The organism is Microbacterium sp. ZKA21 (assembly GCF_050434165.1).
Lineage (GTDB): Bacteria > Actinomycetota > Actinomycetes > Actinomycetales > Microbacteriaceae > Microbacterium.
On record NZ_JBNPVV010000002.1, the window covers coordinates 384,653 to 401,627 of the forward strand.

General features: G+C 70.4%; 14 protein-coding genes. 3 read left to right on the forward strand and 11 right to left on the reverse strand.

The window, feature by feature from the left end:
• The first annotated feature begins 7 nt into the window (after positions 1-7).
• Together M2317_RS06030 and M2317_RS06035 are read left to right on the forward strand one after the other, a co-directional pair.
• A complete protein-coding gene (locus tag M2317_RS06030; RefSeq protein WP_429458292.1) occupies positions 8-3,448 on the forward strand; it encodes a bifunctional proline dehydrogenase/L-glutamate gamma-semialdehyde dehydrogenase in 3,441 nt (1,146 codons plus the stop codon).
• A gap of 263 nt (positions 3,449-3,711) precedes the next feature.
• Entirely contained in the window at positions 3,712-4,197 is a 486-nt protein-coding gene (locus M2317_RS06035) for an FBP domain-containing protein (protein WP_429458294.1), read from the forward strand.
• 492 nt (positions 4,198-4,689) lie between these two features.
• Here the strand turns inward: M2317_RS06035 and M2317_RS06040 are convergent, their stop codons facing one another.
• From M2317_RS06040 to M2317_RS06075, 8 genes are read right to left on the reverse strand one after another with little or no spacing between them, the layout of a single operon-like run.
• Positions 4,690-5,025, reverse strand: a complete 336-nt coding sequence (locus M2317_RS06040) for a DUF202 domain-containing protein (protein WP_429458296.1) — start codon at positions 5,023-5,025, stop codon at positions 4,690-4,692.
• The gene (locus M2317_RS06045; protein WP_429458298.1) at positions 5,022-5,387 is read right to left on the reverse strand and encodes a YidH family protein; all 366 of its coding nucleotides are present in this window, start codon (positions 5,385-5,387) and stop codon (positions 5,022-5,024) included. The genes M2317_RS06040 and M2317_RS06045 overlap by 4 nt, the downstream gene beginning before the upstream one ends.
• Before the next feature lie 31 nt (positions 5,388-5,418).
• Complete coding sequence (locus tag M2317_RS06050; RefSeq protein WP_429458300.1) at positions 5,419-6,396, reverse strand: PaaX family transcriptional regulator; 978 nt, start codon at positions 6,394-6,396, stop codon at positions 5,419-5,421.
• On the reverse strand, positions 6,393-7,601 hold the full coding sequence (locus M2317_RS06055) for a kynureninase (RefSeq protein ID WP_429458301.1): 1,209 nt from the start codon (positions 7,599-7,601) through the stop codon (positions 6,393-6,395). Before M2317_RS06055 ends, M2317_RS06050 begins: the two co-directional genes overlap by 4 nt.
• A 1-nt stretch (position 7,602) precedes the next feature.
• A complete protein-coding gene (locus M2317_RS06060) occupies positions 7,603-8,556 on the reverse strand; it encodes an amidohydrolase family protein (protein ID WP_429458302.1) in 954 nt (317 codons plus the stop codon).
• Positions 8,556-9,410, reverse strand: coding sequence for a tryptophan 2,3-dioxygenase (gene kynA / locus M2317_RS06065; protein ID WP_429458304.1), 855 nt, complete (start codon positions 9,408-9,410; stop codon positions 8,556-8,558). Before kynA ends, M2317_RS06060 begins: the two co-directional genes overlap by 1 nt.
• Before the next feature lie 51 nt (positions 9,411-9,461).
• On the reverse strand, positions 9,462-10,517 hold the full coding sequence (locus M2317_RS06070; protein ID WP_429458305.1) for an alpha/beta hydrolase: 1,056 nt from the start codon (positions 10,515-10,517) through the stop codon (positions 9,462-9,464).
• A 53-nt stretch (positions 10,518-10,570) separates the two neighbouring features.
• Complete coding sequence (locus M2317_RS06075) at positions 10,571-11,095, reverse strand: TetR/AcrR family transcriptional regulator (RefSeq protein ID WP_429458307.1); 525 nt, start codon at positions 11,093-11,095, stop codon at positions 10,571-10,573.
• 73 nt (positions 11,096-11,168) lie between these two features.
• Here M2317_RS06075 and M2317_RS06080 point away from each other — a divergent pair, with 73 nt between their 5' ends.
• Positions 11,169-11,876: an MBL fold metallo-hydrolase gene (locus M2317_RS06080; protein ID WP_429458309.1), complete on the forward strand. Its 708-nt coding sequence runs from the start codon at positions 11,169-11,171 to the stop codon at positions 11,874-11,876.
• Between the two features lie 170 nt (positions 11,877-12,046).
• On the opposite strand, the gene M2317_RS06085 is transcribed toward M2317_RS06080, so the two are convergent.
• From M2317_RS06085 to M2317_RS06095, 3 genes are all read right to left on the reverse strand, one after another.
• The gene (locus M2317_RS06085) at positions 12,047-12,598 is read right to left on the reverse strand and encodes a cysteine hydrolase family protein (protein WP_429458310.1); all 552 of its coding nucleotides are present in this window, start codon (positions 12,596-12,598) and stop codon (positions 12,047-12,049) included.
• On the reverse strand, positions 12,595-14,046 hold the full coding sequence (locus tag M2317_RS06090) for a purine-cytosine permease family protein (protein ID WP_429458312.1): 1,452 nt from the start codon (positions 14,044-14,046) through the stop codon (positions 12,595-12,597). The genes M2317_RS06085 and M2317_RS06090 overlap by 4 nt, the downstream gene beginning before the upstream one ends.
• Before the next feature lie 76 nt (positions 14,047-14,122).
• Positions 14,123-16,840: an MSCRAMM family protein gene (locus M2317_RS06095; RefSeq protein ID WP_429458314.1), complete on the reverse strand. Its 2,718-nt coding sequence runs from the start codon at positions 16,838-16,840 to the stop codon at positions 14,123-14,125.
• Between the last annotated feature and the right edge of the window lie 135 nt (positions 16,841-16,975).

A 16,975-nucleotide genomic window follows, 5' to 3' on the forward strand; every position in this document is an offset into this window, starting at 1 on the left:
TGAGACCATGAGCACACCTGCGGCCTCCGCCGAAGCATCCGTCTCCGACCTCGCAGATCTCGCCGACGACGCCGTCGCGCTGGTCAGGCAGTGGCTCGTCGAGAGCCGGGAGGTGCCGGTGGATGCCGCGGGCGAGCGCCTCGCCGGCGTCCTGCGCGACGAGCACGGGTTGGACTTCACCGTCGGCTTCGTGGACGGCGTGGTCCGCCCCGAGGACACCAGGGTCGCCGCCCGCAGGCTCAAGGAGCTCGTGCCGCTGACCCCCGGCTTCCTCCCCGCGCCGATGCGCGCGGCGATCGGCATCGGCGGCGCCACCTCCACGATGCTCCCGGGCATCGTCGTCCCCGCCGCCCGCGCCGTGCTGCGCCAGATGGTGCGCCACCTCATCGTCGATGCGCGCGACGAGAAGCTCGGCGCCGCGATCAAGCACATCCGCGAGTCGCAGGGCGTGAAGCTCAACGTCAACCTGCTCGGCGAGGCGATCCTCGGCCGCGACGAGGCATCCCGCCGGCTCGATGGCACCCGCCGACTGATCGAGCGCGACGACGTCGACTACGTGTCCATCAAGGTCTCGTCCACGGTTGCCCCGCACAGCCCGTGGGCGTTCGACGAGGCGGTCGCGCATGCCGCCGAGGCGCTGCACCCGCTGTACGAACTCGCGGCGAAGGACGACACGTTCATCAACCTCGACATGGAGGAGTACAAGGACCTCGACCTGACGATCGCGGTGTTCACCGGCATCCTGGATCGTCCGGAGTTCCATGGTCTCGAGGCCGGCATCGTGCTGCAGGCCTATCTTCCGGATGCCCTCGGCGCCATGATGCGCTTGCAGGAGTGGGCAGCCGCCCGCACAGCGAACGGCGGCGCACCGATCAAGGTGCGCGTCGTCAAGGGCGCCAATCTTCCGATGGAGACGGTGGATGCCGAGACGCACGGCTGGCCGCTGGCCACGTGGTCGACCAAGCAGGAGTCGGATGCCTCGTACAAGGCGGTGCTCGAGTACGCGCTGCGCCCCGAGCACATCGGGAACGTCCGCGTCGGGGTCGCGGGACACAACCTGTTCGACGTCGCTCTGGCCTGGTTGCTCGCGGAGCGCCGCGGTGTCACGGCCGGAATCGAGTTCGAGATGCTGCTCGGCATGGCGAGCGCCCAGGCGCAGGTCATCAAGCGCACCGTCGGATCGCTGCTTCTGTACACGCCGGTGGTGCACCCGGACGAGTTCGACGTCGCGATCGCGTACCTGATCCGCCGTCTCGAGGAGGGAGCGAGCCAGGAGAACTTCATGTCGGCCGTCTTCGACCTCGACGAGGACCCGGCGCTGTTCGAGCGGGAGAAGCAGCGCTTCCTGGCGTCAGTCACCTCGGTGCCGACCGACGTCCCCACCCCGAACCGGATCCAGGACCGGCAGCAGCCCGCAGTACCCGCCCTGACGGACGGTTTCGAGAACACCCCGGACACCGACCCGTCGCTCGCGGCCAACCGGGTGTGGGCCGACGGCATCCGCTCGCGCATGGCGGACTCGGTCCAGGGGTACGACACCGTCACGGCCAACACGCTGTCGACGCCGGAGCAGGTCGCCGCCGTGATCGAGAAGGCCGTCGCCGCGGGCGAGGCGTGGCGCGCGCTCGGTGCCGAGGGGCGCGCCGCGATCCTGCACCGTGCTGGAGATGTGCTGGAAGCGCGTCGTGCCGACCTGCTCGAGGTCATGGGATCCGAAGCGGGCAAGGTCATCGAACAGGGCGACCCCGAGGTCTCCGAGGCGATCGACTTCGCGCACTACTACGCCGAGTCCGCACGGGCGCTCGCCGACGTCGACGGTGCGACCATGCGTCCCGTCGAGCTCACCGTCGTGACCCCGCCGTGGAACTTCCCGGTCGCCATCCCGGCCGGCTCAACGCTGTCGGCACTCGCCACCGGCTCGCCCGTGATCATCAAGCCCGCCCGGCAGGCACGACGCTCCGGCGCCGTGATGATCGAGGCCCTGTGGGAAGCCGGCGTTCCGCGTGAGGTGCTGCAGTACGTGCAGTTGGACGGCCGCGAACTGGGGCAGCAGCTCATCAGCGACCCGGCCGTCGGCCGCGTGATCCTCACCGGTGGGTTCGAGACGGCCGAGTTGTTCCGCGGCTTCCGCACCGACCTGCCGCTGCTCGCCGAGACGAGCGGCAAGAACGCGATCATCGTCACGCCGTCGGCAGATCTCGACCTCGCCGCGAAGGACGTCGCATACTCGGCGTTCGGCCACGCAGGCCAGAAGTGCTCGGCCGCCTCGCTCGTCGTGCTGGTCGGCTCCGCCGCGCGGTCGGAGCGGTTCCGCCGCCAGCTCGTCGACGCGGTGCGCGCCTACGACGTCGGCTCGCCGTCGGACGGATCGAACCGGATCGGGCCGCTGATCGGACCGGCCGAGGGCAAGCTGCTCGGCGCCCTGACGACCCTGCACGGCGGGGAGTCCTGGCTGCTCGAGCCGGAGAAGCTCGACGAAGCAGGGCAGTTCTGGCGTCCCGGCATCCGCGAGGGCGTGGCCCGCGGCAGCGAGTTCCACCGGGTCGAGTACTTCGGCCCCGTGCTCGGGATCATGACGGCCGACACGCTCGGCGAGGCGATCGACATCGTCAACGACATCGACTACGGGCTGACCAGCGGCATCCACTCGCTCGACGAGGACGAGATCCAGCAGTGGTTGGCCACGATCGAGGCGGGCAACGTCTACGTCAACCGCGGGACCACGGGCGCGATCGTGCAGCGGCAGCCGTTCGGCGGCTGGAAGAAGGCCGCCGTCGGCGCCGGGTCCAAGGCCGGCGGGCCGAACTACCTCGTCGGGTTGTCCGAGTGGGCGGATGCCGAGGTGCAGTCGTCCACCGCGCTCGACGAGCTGGGCGCTTCGGCCGTCGCTCTCGTCGAGGGTGCGGATGCCTCGTGGCTCCGCGGGGCTCTTGCCACCGACGTCGATGCCTGGGCATCCGAGTTCGGCATCGTTCGCGACGCCACCGGCCTCGTCACCGAGCAGAACCTGCTGCGCTACCAGGCGGTCCCGGTGACGCTGCGCTTCGAGGGCGAGCGCGTGGTCGAGCTGATCCGCGTCGCGGCGGCCGGTCGGCGAGCGGGGTCGCGCATGACGGCGAGCGTCGCGTCACCGCTCCCCGCGGGCATCGCCACGTGGCTGGGCGCGCAGGACGTGACGGTCGTCACCGAGGATGATGCGGCGTGGGCGGCGCGGGCGCGTCGCCTCGCGGCATCCGGTGGTCGCGTCCGTCTGATCGGAGCGGATGCCTCGGTGACCGCCGAGGCCGTCGACGGTTCTCCGAGCCTGGCGCTGTACGCGAACCCGGTCGTGGCGGCCGGCCGTGTCGAGCTGCTGACATTCCTGCGCGAGCAGGCCGTCTCGATCACGGCGCACCGTTTCGGAACCCCGCGCCGCTACGACGTGCCGCTGCTGGCGCCGGTGCGCTGAGCAGCGGCCGGTCATCGTGCACCTGATGCCGGGGCGCGTTCGGATCCGGCCGGTGTAAACTCGCCGGGTGCTGTTCCCGATGAGCGCCCTTGAGGCGCGGAAGGTGGCTGCAGGCGCGCATCGCGCCGGCGGCAGAGGCTGACCGACAGCCGGAGGCGGAACCCCCGTCGCCGGCGATACGTCGTACCCGGCATCCCTCTGAGCGGATGCCGTCACTCCACCTTCACTTCCGGCCTCCGGGCCGCCGTACGAAAGCACCTCTCATGCGTCCCATCGACGAGCGCGAGATCCGCGCGTCCCTCATCAACGCCTCCCGCAAGGAAGCCGCCACACTCTCGATGCCGGCCGATTTCGCCGACATCGACTTCAGTCGCCTCGACTACCTCGGTTGGGTGGATGCGAAGCATCCGCGTCGCGCCTGCATCGTGACCGAGGTCGACGGCGTTCTCACCGGCGCCCTTTTGCAGCGCGCCGAGCAGCGCATCCGGACCCGTGCGCAGTGCACGTGGTGCGAAGACGTCACCCTGCGCAACGACGTCCAGTTCTACGCGGCGCGGCTGGCGGGTCCGCGCGGTCGCAACGGCGACACGATCGGCACGCTCGCGTGCGCCGAGTTCGGCTGCTCCCGCAACGTCCGGATGCTGCCTCCGCTCGCCTACGAGGGCTATGACCGCGAAACCGCCCGTGACCTGCGCATCCTGAAGCTGCAGGAGAACGTGGCGGCGTTCCTCCGCGAGATCCGCGGCTGAGGGGTCCCCGGTCGTCGCTGCCCGCCGCAGTTCCTGCGGCGGGCAGCGTTCCGGTCGCAGTTCGCGCCGCTGTCCTGCGGGCACCGGTGGTTCCGGTCGCAGTTCGCGCCGCTCAGATCGCGCCTATCCGGCACGAACTGCGACCGGACCCGTGCGATGCACGAGCGTTCCGGCGGGAATTGCGACCGGAACGCCGGTCGTAACCGGAACGCCGGTCCCGACCGGAACTCCGGTCCCGACCGGAACGCGGGTCCCGACCGGAACGCGGGTCCCGACCGGAACGCGGGTCCCGACCGGAACGCGGGTCCCGACCGGAACGCGGGTCCCGACCGGAACGCGGGTCGTGACGCGAACGCGGGGCGTGACGCGAACGCGGGCCGCAGGGCGGGGCCATTCCCGCCGCCGGGCCAGCCGTCCCGCCGGTCCATCCACGCACGTGGCGCGCAGGACGGACGGCGCCGGGTCAAACGCGGGGAGGACGGCACCCGTCGGTCAGCGCGGCACAGCCACGAGCAGGACGACCAGGGCGAGCACGCCCGCGGTCACGACGAACACCGCCAGTAGTGCGATCAGCCGGGCATCCGGCATCCGATCGGGGCGTCCGCCGGACAGTGCCTGGTCGACCGCCCGCGCCCGCCGTGCCGCCGCGACCCAGAACAGGGCGGATGCCGCGACGCCGACGACCCCGGGGATCACCCAGAGCCCCGAGCCGAGGATCGCCGGCAGCGCCCGTGCGGCGATCAACGACACCACGGCGATCGAAAGCGCGGTGCGGCGCCAGGCGAGCTGTGTCCGCTCCGGCTGGAGGCCGGGGTCGTACTGCGTCACAGCAGGGCCGCGATGAGCACCAGGATGCCGGCGACGGTCACGGCGACGGCGACCACCGGCGCGAGCAGCGACCCGGGCAGCGGTGCCGCCAGGCGCATGGCGCGCTCGCTGCGGATCCAGCCGACCCATGCCAGCAGCGGTGTCGCGATGCCGGCGACGATGAGCACGAGCGATGCGATCAGGCGCAGCTGCGGGTGCAGGTCAAGGCCCAGCACCTCGAGTGCGACGCCACCGGCGATCAGACCCAGGGCGGTGCGGATCCAGGCGAGGAGGGTCCGCTCGTTCGCGAGCGTGAAACGCGGGTCGGGCTCCGTGCCGTGGCGAAAGACGGCGGCAGGGAAGCGCGTGCGCTCAGCGGACATCCGGCTCCTCCGATTCGGGTTCGGCCCCATCCTATGGCGCGTCCCGGACAGGGTCGCTCCCGATCTGTCCGACCGATGTCGACACGTGCCGCATCGCCCGCGCCGCCAGTGCGGCCGACAGTTCGGCGAAGACGGAGAAGCTGGCCGCTCCCGGCCAGTCCGCGGGCAGGAGCTCGGCGGGCAGGCCCGGATCAAGGTACGGCAGCGTCCGCCAGGCATCGATCAAACGGACGTACGCCGCGAACGCGTCGCGGTCGGTCGCGGCATCCGGAAGCTCCGACACGGCGGCCTGGAACCGTTTGTGCTCGGCGCGCAGCGCCGTCAGATCCCACCAGTCGGACACGGCCTCGGCGAGCGACCCGGCGACGATCGGCGCATCCGTGCGGAACAGCACGGCGGTGTCGCGGACGTCGAGCGCGCGCAACAGGTCTTCGGCCTCGTCTGCCAGGTGCCCGGGCAGGATCCACAGCGCGGGCGAGACCGCGCCGGCGCCGAGCCACTGCAGGCCGCGCCGCAGCCGATGCCGCAGCCCCCGCCGCGACTCGGGGATCGAATAGGAGATCAGACACCACTGCTCGCCCTCCGACATGATGCGGATGTCGAAGATCCTCCGGTCGCCGCGTTCGAGCATCGGGAGCGCAGCCGGGTCGAGGCGGTAGCCCGCGGCATCCGTCCGTTCGGCCGTCAGCAGGCCCCGCTGCTTCAGCCGGGCGATGCCGGTGCGCGCTCGGGATGCCGGGATGCCGAGGTCGCCGGCGAGCTGCACGAGATCGGCCGTCGAGATCCATCCGCCCAGCGGTCGCAGGTACAGGCCGACGACGGTGCGCAGCAGGGATGCCGTGCTGCCCGGACGAGCGTCGAAGTCGTCCTCGGCGGCGCCGGGGGACGTGTCCTGTCGGTGGCTGCGTTTCGACTCGCTTCCCTCGCTCAACGAGCGAGGGGGATGCTCCTTCGTGCGCCTCGCGAGCACGGCGGAGACACCCGAGTCGAAACGCGCCGCGTCGCTCACAGAGCGTCCCTGACCGCCAGGACGCCGGAGACCGCCTCGACGTGCGATGTGCTCAGCGGCGATACGCCCAGCCGGATGCCGTCGGGGAACCGGAAGTCGGGGATCACGCCGTCCGCCCACAGCTCCTGCGTCACGCGCTGGAAATCGGGATGCCCGATCGACACGTGGCTGCCGCGCACCGCGGCATCCCGCGGACTCAGCAGCCGTACGCCGCGCGGCGCCAGCTCCTCGTCGTACGCCCGGAGCACCAGATCGGTGAGCGAGATCGACTTCGCCCGGATCGCGTCGATCCCGGCCTCTTCGATGTGCTCCAGCATCCCTTGCATGGCGAGCATCCCGACGACCGGTGGCGTCCCGCTGATCAGCTGGCGGATGCCGGGGTCCGGCGCGTAGGTCGACCCCATGGCGAACACGTCGGCGGCGCCCATCCAGCCCTGGATCGGCTGCCGCAGAACACCGTGCAGCCCGCTGCGCACATAGGCGAACGCCGGCGACCCAGGGCCGCCGTTCAGGTACTTGTACGTGCAGCCGACGGCGAGGTCGACGCCCCAGGCGTCCAGCTGCATGGGGATGACGCCGACCGAGTGGCACAGGTCCCAGAGCGCGAGCGCGCCCGCCTCGTGCACGATCCGGGTGATGCCGGCCATGTCCGCGAGCGCACCGGAGCGGTAGTCGACATGGCTGAGCACGACGAGCGCCGTCTGGTCCGAAACAACGGCGGCGACGTCGGATGCCTGCACGCCCCGCACCGGGTCGGGCGCGATCCAGCGCAGCGTCAGACCGTGCTCGGCCGCGACGCCTTCGGCGACGAAGCGGTCGGTGGGGAAATTGCCCTCCTCGATGACCAGTTCGCGGCGGTCGGGACGTCCGGCGACGCCGGCGCGCATGAGCTTGTACAACAGCACGGTCGTGGAGTCGGCGACGACCGTCTGCCCTGCAGCCGCCCCGAGGCACGCGGCACCGATGCGGTCGCCGAGTCGTGTGGGCAGCGACATCCACTGCTCGTCCCACGAGCGGATGAGGCGCGTGCCCCAGTCGTCTCGTACGAAGTCGGCGATCCGATCGGCCGTCGAGGCGAGCGGGCGCCCGAGCGAGTTGCCATCGAGATACGCGGTGACGCCAGGGGCTGCAGAGAACGCGCCCAGGTGCCCGGCGAGCGGATCGGCGGCGTCGAGGTCGCGGGCGAGCGCGAGCAGGTCGGTCATGTCAGGCCTCCAGGTCGGCGGGGGTGAGCGGTCGGGCGTGCAGCGGGTCGGCGGTCTCGGGCGTTGCCCCGGGGGAGAACAGCAGCCGCGTCGCCGCGTCGAGCGGATCGCCCGGCGAGAGGGCGCGCAGCAGATCGGCGCCATCGATTCCGGCATCCCGCAGCGCCGCGATCTCGCCCGCATTGAGCCCGACCGGAGTCGGGCCGTTGCCCATGTCGGTGCCGTAGTGCACGGTCCCGCCAGCTGCGCGGAAGCGGCGCACGTTGTCGACCGCGATGTCGTACGTCTCGCCCTCGTGGATCGCCAGGGTGGAGATCCACCGCACGGAACCCGCCTGCGCGGCGATCTCGTCATCGGTGAGGCGCTCGCTGAACGGTGCGTGCGCCAGAACTCCCGCACCCAGCCGAGCCACGCGCTGCGCTTCGCCGGGCCCCTCCGCGTGCGCGACGACGGTCAGGTCCACGGATGCCGCGATCCGGACGATCGCGGCGAACAGCTCGTCCGAGAACACCGGGCCCGCGGTTCGATTGCTGGCGACCTTGATGCAGGTTGCCCCGGCATCCTTCATCTCCGCTACGGCGGATGCCGCGGCCTCCGCATCGGGGATCTCACGGACCGAACCCGTCGGTGCCCACGCGCGATCGGAAGGATAACCACCCGGGGGAGTGAGAAACGCACCCGCGAAGCGGATCGTGACGCCGGGGACGGGGGCGAGGCTGCCCAGGGCGGATCCGAGGTCGAGCACCATGCCCAGCGCCGACGTCGCCAGCGGAGCGAGGTCGACCAGCGCGAGGTGCACGTGCGCGTCGGTGAACGCGCCGGTCACGACGCCCTCCAGGTGGGGGAGGTCGTCCGGCGGCGTCTCGTCCGTCACCACGACGCGGCCGTCGTCGACGCGGCCCACCCCGAGCCGCCACGACCGCGCATGGCGGTCGAGCCAGGTGACGGCGCGCATCAGCCGCCGATCTCCGTGCGGACGGTGTACAGCTCGGGGAAGAAGGTCAGCTCCAGTGCGCGCTGCAGGAACGCCGCGCCACTCGATCCGCCGGTGCCGTGCTTCATGCCGATCGTGCGCGTCACGGTCTTCAGATGCCGGAAGCGCCAGAACTGGAAGTTGTCCTCGAGATCGACGAGGTCCTCGCACGCCTCGTACAGATCCCAGTGCGTCTGCGGGTTCTGGTAGATCTCGCGGATGGCCGGGACGAGCTCGGGGTGCGGACGGTACGGCTCGCGGACATCGCGGTCGAGGATCTCGGCGGGCACGGGCAGCCCGCGGCGGGCGGCGAAACGGAGGAATTCGTCGTAGAGCGTGGGGCGCTCGTACTCGGTCGTGAGCAGCGCGAGGTTCTCCGGATGATCGCGGAAGACCGACAGCATCCGCTCGTTCTTGTTGCCGAGCGCGAACTCGACGGCGCGGTACTGCACCGACTGGAAGCCGGACGAGTTGCCCAGCGCGCCACGGAACTGGGCGTACTCCGTCGGCGTGAGCGTGGCCAGCACCGACCACTGCTGGGTCATGACGTCCTGGATGCGCTTGACGCGCGCGATGCGCTTGAGCGCTTCGCGCAGGTCGTCGCTCGCGAGCAGATCCCGGGCGCTGGTCAGCTCGTGCAGCAGGAGCTTGAGCCAGAGCTCGGTGGTCTGGTGCTGGATGATGAACAGCATCTCGTCGTGGTGCTCCGGTCGGCTGACCGGATGCTGGGCCGACAGCAGCGTGTCCAGCTCGAGGTAGGAGCCGTACGTCATCCGGTCACGGAGATCGGTGACGATGCCGTCTTCCAGGGCGCGTTCGTTCTGTTCGGAGGTCACGCTCGAACAGTATCACTTGCGTGACGACCGTCACAGGTCTGAAACGTGCGTTCAGGGGGTCGTGTGCGCGTCCAGGAAGTCGATCGTCTCTTGCAGGGCGGTCTGCGCGTCCGGCATGTCCAGATGGAACTGGTACTCGTGCGGCAGTGCCGGTTCGTGCGCTGCCGGCCAGAACTGCGTCGTGACGTCGACACCAAGTTCCGTCAGACGATCGGCCATCGGAATGGACTGGAGCCAGGTGAGCCCGTCGCCGTTGCCACCCGAGATGTAGGTGGTGGGGAACTCCGCCGTCACCCAGTTCACGGTCGACATGGTCGCGCCGGACGAGTCCTCGGCCCAGTTCTTGGTTCCGGCGTACGCCCACATCGACGACTTCAGTCCCCACCCGACGATGCCATCGAGTGCCGCCAGGGCGGCCAGGTCGTACACGCCGCAGTTCAGCACTGTCGCGACGACCTGATCCGCCTTCAGCGCCGGTGTGACCGACATGATCTCGGCGTAGTCCGCACTCGTCATGATCGTCGCCATCTGGCTGGCCAGCTGGGCGCCGGCCGAGTCGCCGGCCAGGACGATCTGCGACGCATCGACGTTCAGCTCGGCGGCGTGCTCGTCGATGTAGGCGAGCCCCTCGTTGAGCTGGTTCACCGCCGTCGGGTAGGCGCCCTCGGGGCCCAGCGTGTAGTTCACGGCGATGGTCGTGTAGCCCTCGGCGGCGAGGATCCGCAGGTACGGATCGGCGTTCTCCTTCGATCCGGAGACCCACGCTCCGCCATGGATCCACACGATGGTCGGCAGCGGACCGTCGGCGGATGCCGGGGTGAACACGTCCATGGTCGTGTCGGCGCCCTCGTCGGTGTAGGCGACATCCAGCGTCTCGGTGAGCGCCGTGTCGGGGACGTGACCCTCCATCTCCTTCGCGGTGGCGTCGCCGCCCTGCGTGAAGACGGCGCGGATCGCCATGGCACTGGGCCACGGGGTGAGCGAGGACACGGCCATGACGGCGAGCACGACGGCGACCAGGATGCCGAGAGTGATCTTCGTCTTCCGCCAGCGTCGCCGTGGCTTCACGGGCGCGGTTTCAGTCGTCTCGGCATCCGGCATGGTCATGGATCCTCCCAGCGCTCAGTGTGGCAGGTGATCGCGGATGGACGGCGCCCGCGTCACGCCTGCAGTCCGGCGATGATGCGCTCCAGGCCGTAGGCGAACGCCCGGTCGACGTCGCCGCCGAGACGGAAGGCGCCGGCGAGCTCCATCTGCAGGAAGCCGGTCGCCCAGGCGGTGAACAGGCGCGCGGCGTCCAGGGCCGCGTCCTCTCCGACCAGCTCGGCCGCCGCGCGGAGAACGGGCCTGGCGGCCCGGTCGAGGGACGCCAGGGGTGCCGCTGCCGTGAACATCAGCCGGAACCCCTCCGGATTCTCCTGCGCGTACTCGCGGTACGCGGCTGCGAGTCCCGAGAGGTCGTCGCCCGAGGCATCCAGGCGAACGGCGAGGTCGTCGACGACAGCTTCGGTCACGGCGGCGAGCAGTGCGTCCCGATCCCTCACGCGCTTGTAGAGCGATGGTGCTCGGACTCCGACCCTTGTCGCCACGGCCTGCATGGTGAGTCCGGCGGGTCCTGACTGTTCGAGGATCTCTCGCCCCGCGGCGACGATCTCCGCGTACGAGGTGCGTTCGGGTGTCGGCATCCGATCCTCCATAGCTATTGACAGTAGCCATGATAGCTACATATCGTAGCCATGTCATCTGGAAGGACCGCACATGAAGCTCGCGCCGCACCTGCACCGCCTCGGCAACGACATCGTCGCCTCGTATCTCATCGATCTGCCCGAAGGGATCACGCTCGTCGACGCCGGACTGCCAGGTCACTGGACCGACCTGCAGGATGAGCTCGCGCTCATCGGACGTTCCCTCTCGGACATCCGAGGGCTCATACTCACGCACGGTGACAGCGATCACATCGGGTTCGCCCAGCGGCTGCTCCAGGAGACCGGTGCGCCGATCTTCGTGCACGCCGCCGACGCGCATCGCGCTCGCACGGGTGAGAAGCCCAAGACGCCGATGGGGCCGGCGCGGCTCCGGCCCACGCTCGGCTTCTTCGCGTACGGGTTGCGCAAGCGGGGGATGCGCACGCAGTACGTGCAGGATGTCGTCGAGATCTCGGACGGTGACGTCCTGGACCTTCCGGGTGCGCCCGTCATCATCGGAATGCCGGGCCACTCGCCCGGCAGCATCGCCGTCCACATCCCCGCGGCGGATGCCGTCTGCGTGGGCGACGCGCTGACCACGCGCCATGTGCTGACCGGACGCGAAGGCGCGCAGCCCGCGCCGTTCACCGACGAACCCGCCGTGGCGGACGCCTCGCTCGACCGGCTCGCCGATGTCTCGGCATCCTGGGTGCTGCCAGGGCACGGTGCGCCGTGGCGGGGGAGCCCGGCAGACGTGGTCGCCGTGGTCCGCGCCGCCTGACCCGCGTCGCCCGCTCCGGATCCGACCCCGGACCGGTCCGTGCGCGATGCAGATGTCAGGACGATTCACGGATGGCCGTCGATCGCGCGGCCTTTCTCCCGACATCCGGGGGATCTCCCGACACGTGTCCCGGCCGAGCCCTGGCGCACCCGGCGTGTCCGGCTGCGCGCTCACCGCGCGGCGAGCACCGTCGCGGTATCGCTCATCATGATCTGCGGGGGATACAGCCCCATCACCTGCACCGCTGCGGCGTGGTTCTCCGCCGTCGAGCCGGCGCACGCGTCGACGGCGACCGTGACGTGCGCCCCGGCATCCGCTGCGGCCAGCGCGGTCGAGAGGACGCAGCAGTCCGTCGAGACCCCGGCCAGCACCACGCGCGCTCCGCGCCCGACGATCGCCTCGAGCTCGGCACCCCACTTCCCGAAGGTGGGCAGATCCAGGGTCGGATGCCGTGACAGCCCCGCGGCCTCGGGCACGAGATCGAACAGCGGATCGGTCGGCGGCTGGTCGGCGAACGGCCAGGCCGCGAAGTAGTCGCCCCACGACGTGGTGCGGTCGGCGGTCGGGATCCAGCGCGTGACGACGACGTTCTCGCCGAACGCATCGGCCAGCTCGCGGATCCGCGGCATCGCCTTTCCGAAGAACGGCGATCCCCAGGCCGACGTCGGCGAGGCGAAGATCGTCTGCGGGTCGACGACGACGAGCCAGTCGGCGCGCGTCACGCCTGCTCCTGCCGCCGGATCTTCGCGGCGCGGGCGAACCAGGTCACGAGGAACGACAGCACCAGCGCGAAGAAGACGCCGAGGTTCGCGTACGCCCATTCGCCGTCCCGGCCGCCGATCAGGAACAGCAGATAGCCCTGCCAGTTGTTCCACGGCGCGGCATCGGCGAAGTTGTTCACCACCAGGCCCCAGCCGATCAGGCTCGTCACGATCATGGTGCCGATCGAGGTCCAGTCCCACGCGCCGTAGCGTCCTGAACTGTCGAACAGGGCGGCCTCGTCGTAGTCCTTCTTCCGTCGCAGGATGTCGGCGATGAGGATGCCCGCCCACGACGCGAGCGGGACTCCGAGCGTGATGAGGAAGCTCTGGAAGGGGCCGAGGAAGTCGGTCGCGAAGAACACGACGACGATGGTTCCGATCGTGAGGATCACGCCGTCGATCGCCGCCGCCGAAGGGCGCGGGATGCGGATGCCGAGGCTGAGCAGCGTCAGCCCGGAGGAGTAGATGCCCAGGACGGCGCCCGAGACGAGCGCGAGCACGGCGGTGAGCAGGAAGGGCACGAGCACCCAGGTCGGCAGGATGGTCGCCAGGGCGCCGATCGGATCGGCGGCGATGGCAGCGCTGAGCTCGGCATCCGAACCGGCCAGCAGGATGCCGAAGACCACCAGGATCACCGGGGCGACCGAGCCGCCGATCGTGTTCCAGGCGACGATCGCGCCATCCGAGGCCGTCCGCTTCTGATAGCGCGACCAGTCGGCGGCGATGTTGATCCAGCCGAGGCCGAACCCGGTCATGACCATGACCAGCGCGCCGGTGACCTGCCCGACGTTACCGGCGGGCAGCGCCATGACCGCCGCGAAGTCGATGCTCGAGGAGGCGAGGATGATGTACAGGATCGTCACGACGCCGGTGATCCAGGTGAGCACCGACTGCAGCCGCATGATCGTGTGATAGCCCAGCACGGATGCCGCGACGATGAGCGCCGCGACGATGGCGGTGGCTGTGATCTTCAGCCACACGCTGTCGCCGTCACCGCCGAGCTGGGTGATGACGGTGGCGGTCGCGAGCACCGCCATGATCGCCAGGAACGTCTCCCAGCCGATCGACGTCAGCCAGCTCACGATGCCCGGCACCTTCTGCCCCTGAACGCCGAACGCGGCGCGCGAGAGCACCATGGTCGGAGCCGATCCGCGCTTGCCGGCGATGGCGATCAGCCCGCACAGCAGGAACGACACCACGATGCCGATGATCGACACCAGCGTCGCCTGCCAGAACGAGATGCCGAAACCGAGCACGAACGATCCGTACGACATGCCGAACACCGACACGTTGGCGGCGAACCACGGCCAGAACAGGTCACGTGGTCGTGCAGTGCGCTCGGACTCGGGGATGATCTCGATGCCGGCGCGCTCGATCAGGGCCGGTGCCGCGGCGATCTTCTCGGACATGACTGCCTCCCGACGGAGGCTGCTGCGTCGAGCCGTCCGCTGGAATTCATCATGGCACCGTGCGGCGCCCGCCGGATCAGCGGGTCGCGGCGCGCCCCCGGCGGATCATCAGCAACGCGCCGGCGCCGATCGCGAACGCTCCGAGGCCGACGAGCGCGACCGGGAACGGTGCACCGGTGGTGGCGAGGTCCTCCGGGTCGGTCGGATCGCTGCCGCTGGTGCTGCCCGTGCCGCCGCCGGATGTGCCGGCGTCGGTCGGATCGGTCCCTGCGGCCGTGGCGTCCGCGCCGGCACCGACGGTGCCTCCCACGGCATCCGCGGTGGATCCCACGGCATCGGCGGTCGCTTCGGAGCCTGCGGCCGGGTCTGCGTCGGCTGCGGTATCGGCGGCGGCGTTCGCGTCGGCCGTGGAATCGGCGTCGGAGGCTGCGGCGGTGTCGATGTCCGCGTCGGCGTCGGTATCGACCTCCGCGACCGCATCGGCGGCCGCGTCGGCGTCGACCGCGGCACCCGGGTCGACCGCGGCGTCGGCTTCGACGGCAGCGTCCACGCCGGCGTCGGCGTCAACGGCAGCGTCCGCATCGACTGCGGCATCGACTGCGGCATCGGCGTCGGCTCCGGCGTCCGCGTCGACTGCGGCATCGGCGTCGGCTCCGGCGTCCGCATCGACTGCGGCGTCCGCGTCGACCGCAACATCGGCGTCGGCTCCGGCGTCCGCGTCAACCGCGGCATCCGCATCGACGGCAGCGTCCGCGTCGACCGTGGCGTCGGCGTCCACTCCGGCGTCCGCATCGGCGGCGGCGTCCGCGTCGACCGCGGCGTCCGCGCCAACCGCGGCGTCGGCGTCCACTCCGGCATCCGCATCGACGGCAGCGTCCGCGTCAACCGCGTCAACCGCGGCATCCGCGTCCACTCCGGCATCCGCGTCCACTCCGGCGTCTGCGTCGACGCCGGCGTCGGCATCCGCATCCGGATCCCCGGGGCCGACGGCGACGAGGGTGAAGTTCTGGTCGATGAAGATCTCGCCGACATCCGTGATCGTCACGGTGATCGTCGGCGAGCCCACGATCTCGTATCCGTCCGGCGCGATGACCTCGATCGTGTGCCGCCCGTTCCGCAGGTCGGTCACGCTGTAGGTGCCGTCGTCGGCGGTGGTGACCGACGAGGATTGCCCGACGGAGCTGATGTTCAGCGTCACACCCGGAACGGGAGCGCCGGCGTCATCGAGGACGGCCCCGATGACGGTGCCGTAACGGCCGAGAGCGAAGTCCGCGTTCACGACGTCCTCGTTCACCGGATGCGTGCGCGACGCCGTGTAGCGATAGGTCCCTGCGGGGATGTCCTCCGGGCCGACGGACACGGTGTATTCGCCGACCGGCAGTCCGGGGAAGGAATACGCGCCGTCGGCGTCCGTCACGGTGGTCAGCGGACCGCTCGGCCCTTCGAGATGCAGGGTGACACCGGCAACGCCCTCACCCGCGATGGTCACGTGTCCGGACAGCGAGGGGTTCTCGGCCAGCACGGCATCGACGTTCTCGATCGGCGTCTCATCGCCCTCGGGGATCGTGATCGCCGGCGGCGGCGTCAACAGGGCGTACCCCGCTGGTGGGGTCGTCGTGGGCTGCCAGGTCCCGACCGGAACCTCGTCGAACAGATACGTGCCATCCGGTCCCGTCGTCACCGTGAGATCGCCGTCGTCGGTGGGGATCGTCACGATCGCGCCGGGAACCGGATTGCCTTCCTCGTCTCGCACCGTTCCGGATACCGCTACCGGGATGATGTCCCGCACCGACAGGTCGACAACGGCATCCGTGCTGCGCAGGTCGGCGGTCCCGGACCCCACGACGGCGATCTTGCCCGTCGGAGGCGTCACGATGACGGTGTAGCCGTCGGTGGCGATCTGGCCGGGGAAGTCGTAGGCGCCGCCCGGGCCCGATGCCGTCGTCCCGAGCACGTCGCCGTTCGCGTCGATGAGGGTGACGGTAGCTCCCTCGAGGCCGGCGCCGGCATCCGTGTCGGTCACAGTGCCGGTGATGTCACGGGCGAGGACCGAGAACCAGGTCTGGTAGACGGGGAACCCGGTGCGACGCGTGAACTCGATCGTCAGTGACGAGAGCGAGACGGTCGGTTCGAACCACGCCGCAGCTCCCGCGGTGTCGAGCGCCTGCTCGTTGCCGGTGAGTGTGAGAGCGTCGGCATCCCACTCCGGGATGTCGTCCGCGACCCCCGCACAGGACGGCTTGCCTGCGACACCGGGCGCGCAGTAGTTGAATCCGCCCTGGAACCCGAGATCGGCGGCGGTCGCGCGCGCCCCGGACGCGGTGACGGCAGACAGACGGACGGCATCGGCGTCGATGTCGCCGAGCGTGAACGCCCAGCCGGAGGCGGGGGTGGGGCGGTCGAACGAGTAGGTCGTCGTCGACGGCGAGGACGCGTTGTCGGCCTTCGGACGGAGGTTCAGGTACGGGCTGTTCCTGCTGCTGCCGTACTTCGCGCCGACCGGCGTTCCCTCGGACAGCCACGTCGTCCCACCGCTGAACACGCCGACTCCACCGCGGGAGTCGCTCGTGACCGTCGCGCTCAGCGCCGGTCGGTCGACGAACGAGACGGCCGTCGAGTAGTCGTTTGGGCTCCCGGTGAGCGGGGCCCACGTCGCCCAGGTCACCGTCGCCGCGGCTGATGCGGAGAGCGCCCCGCCGGCCGCCGGTGCGACGAGCATCACCGCGGCCAGGAGCGCGAGTGCAACTCTGCCGCCTCGTCTGCGTTCGGATCGGACGGAGCTCGTGCGCGGCATGTGGCTTCTCCCGGTTGAGGGCGGAGGTCGGCCTCAATATATCGACTCGTCGTCGATCCCGATATACCGGAGTGCGAAACGATCAACCGTCCGCGGCGAGAACACGGATGCTCGTGCGGCCGCAACGTCGGAGTA

Bases quoted from the DNA above. Each gene is read 5' to 3' on its own strand.
- M2317_RS06030 (WP_429458292.1), top strand. From the start codon at position 8: ATGAGCACACCTGCGGCCTCCGCCGAAGCATCCGTCTCCGACCTCGCA.
- M2317_RS06075 (WP_429458307.1), bottom strand. From the start codon at position 11,095: ATGCCGACACCCGAACGCACCTCGTACGCGGAGATCGTCGCCGCGGGG.
- M2317_RS06090 (WP_429458312.1), bottom strand. From the start codon at position 14,046: ATGTCCGAGAAGATCGCCGCGGCACCGGCCCTGATCGAGCGCGCCGGC.
- M2317_RS06045 (WP_429458298.1), bottom strand. From the start codon at position 5,387: ATGTCCGCTGAGCGCACGCGCTTCCCTGCCGCCGTCTTTCGCCACGGC.
- M2317_RS06070 (WP_429458305.1), bottom strand. From the start codon at position 10,517: ATGACCATGCCGGATGCCGAGACGACTGAAACCGCGCCCGTGAAGCCA.
- M2317_RS06080 (WP_429458309.1), top strand. From the start codon at position 11,169: ATGAAGCTCGCGCCGCACCTGCACCGCCTCGGCAACGACATCGTCGCC.
- M2317_RS06055 (WP_429458301.1), bottom strand. From the start codon at position 7,601: ATGACCGACCTGCTCGCGCTCGCCCGCGACCTCGACGCCGCCGATCCG.
- M2317_RS06095 (WP_429458314.1), bottom strand. From the start codon at position 16,840: ATGCCGCGCACGAGCTCCGTCCGATCCGAACGCAGACGAGGCGGCAGA.
- M2317_RS06060 (WP_429458302.1), bottom strand. From the start codon at position 8,556: ATGCGCGCCGTCACCTGGCTCGACCGCCATGCGCGGTCGTGGCGGCTC.
- M2317_RS06035 (WP_429458294.1), top strand. From the start codon at position 3,712: ATGCGTCCCATCGACGAGCGCGAGATCCGCGCGTCCCTCATCAACGCC.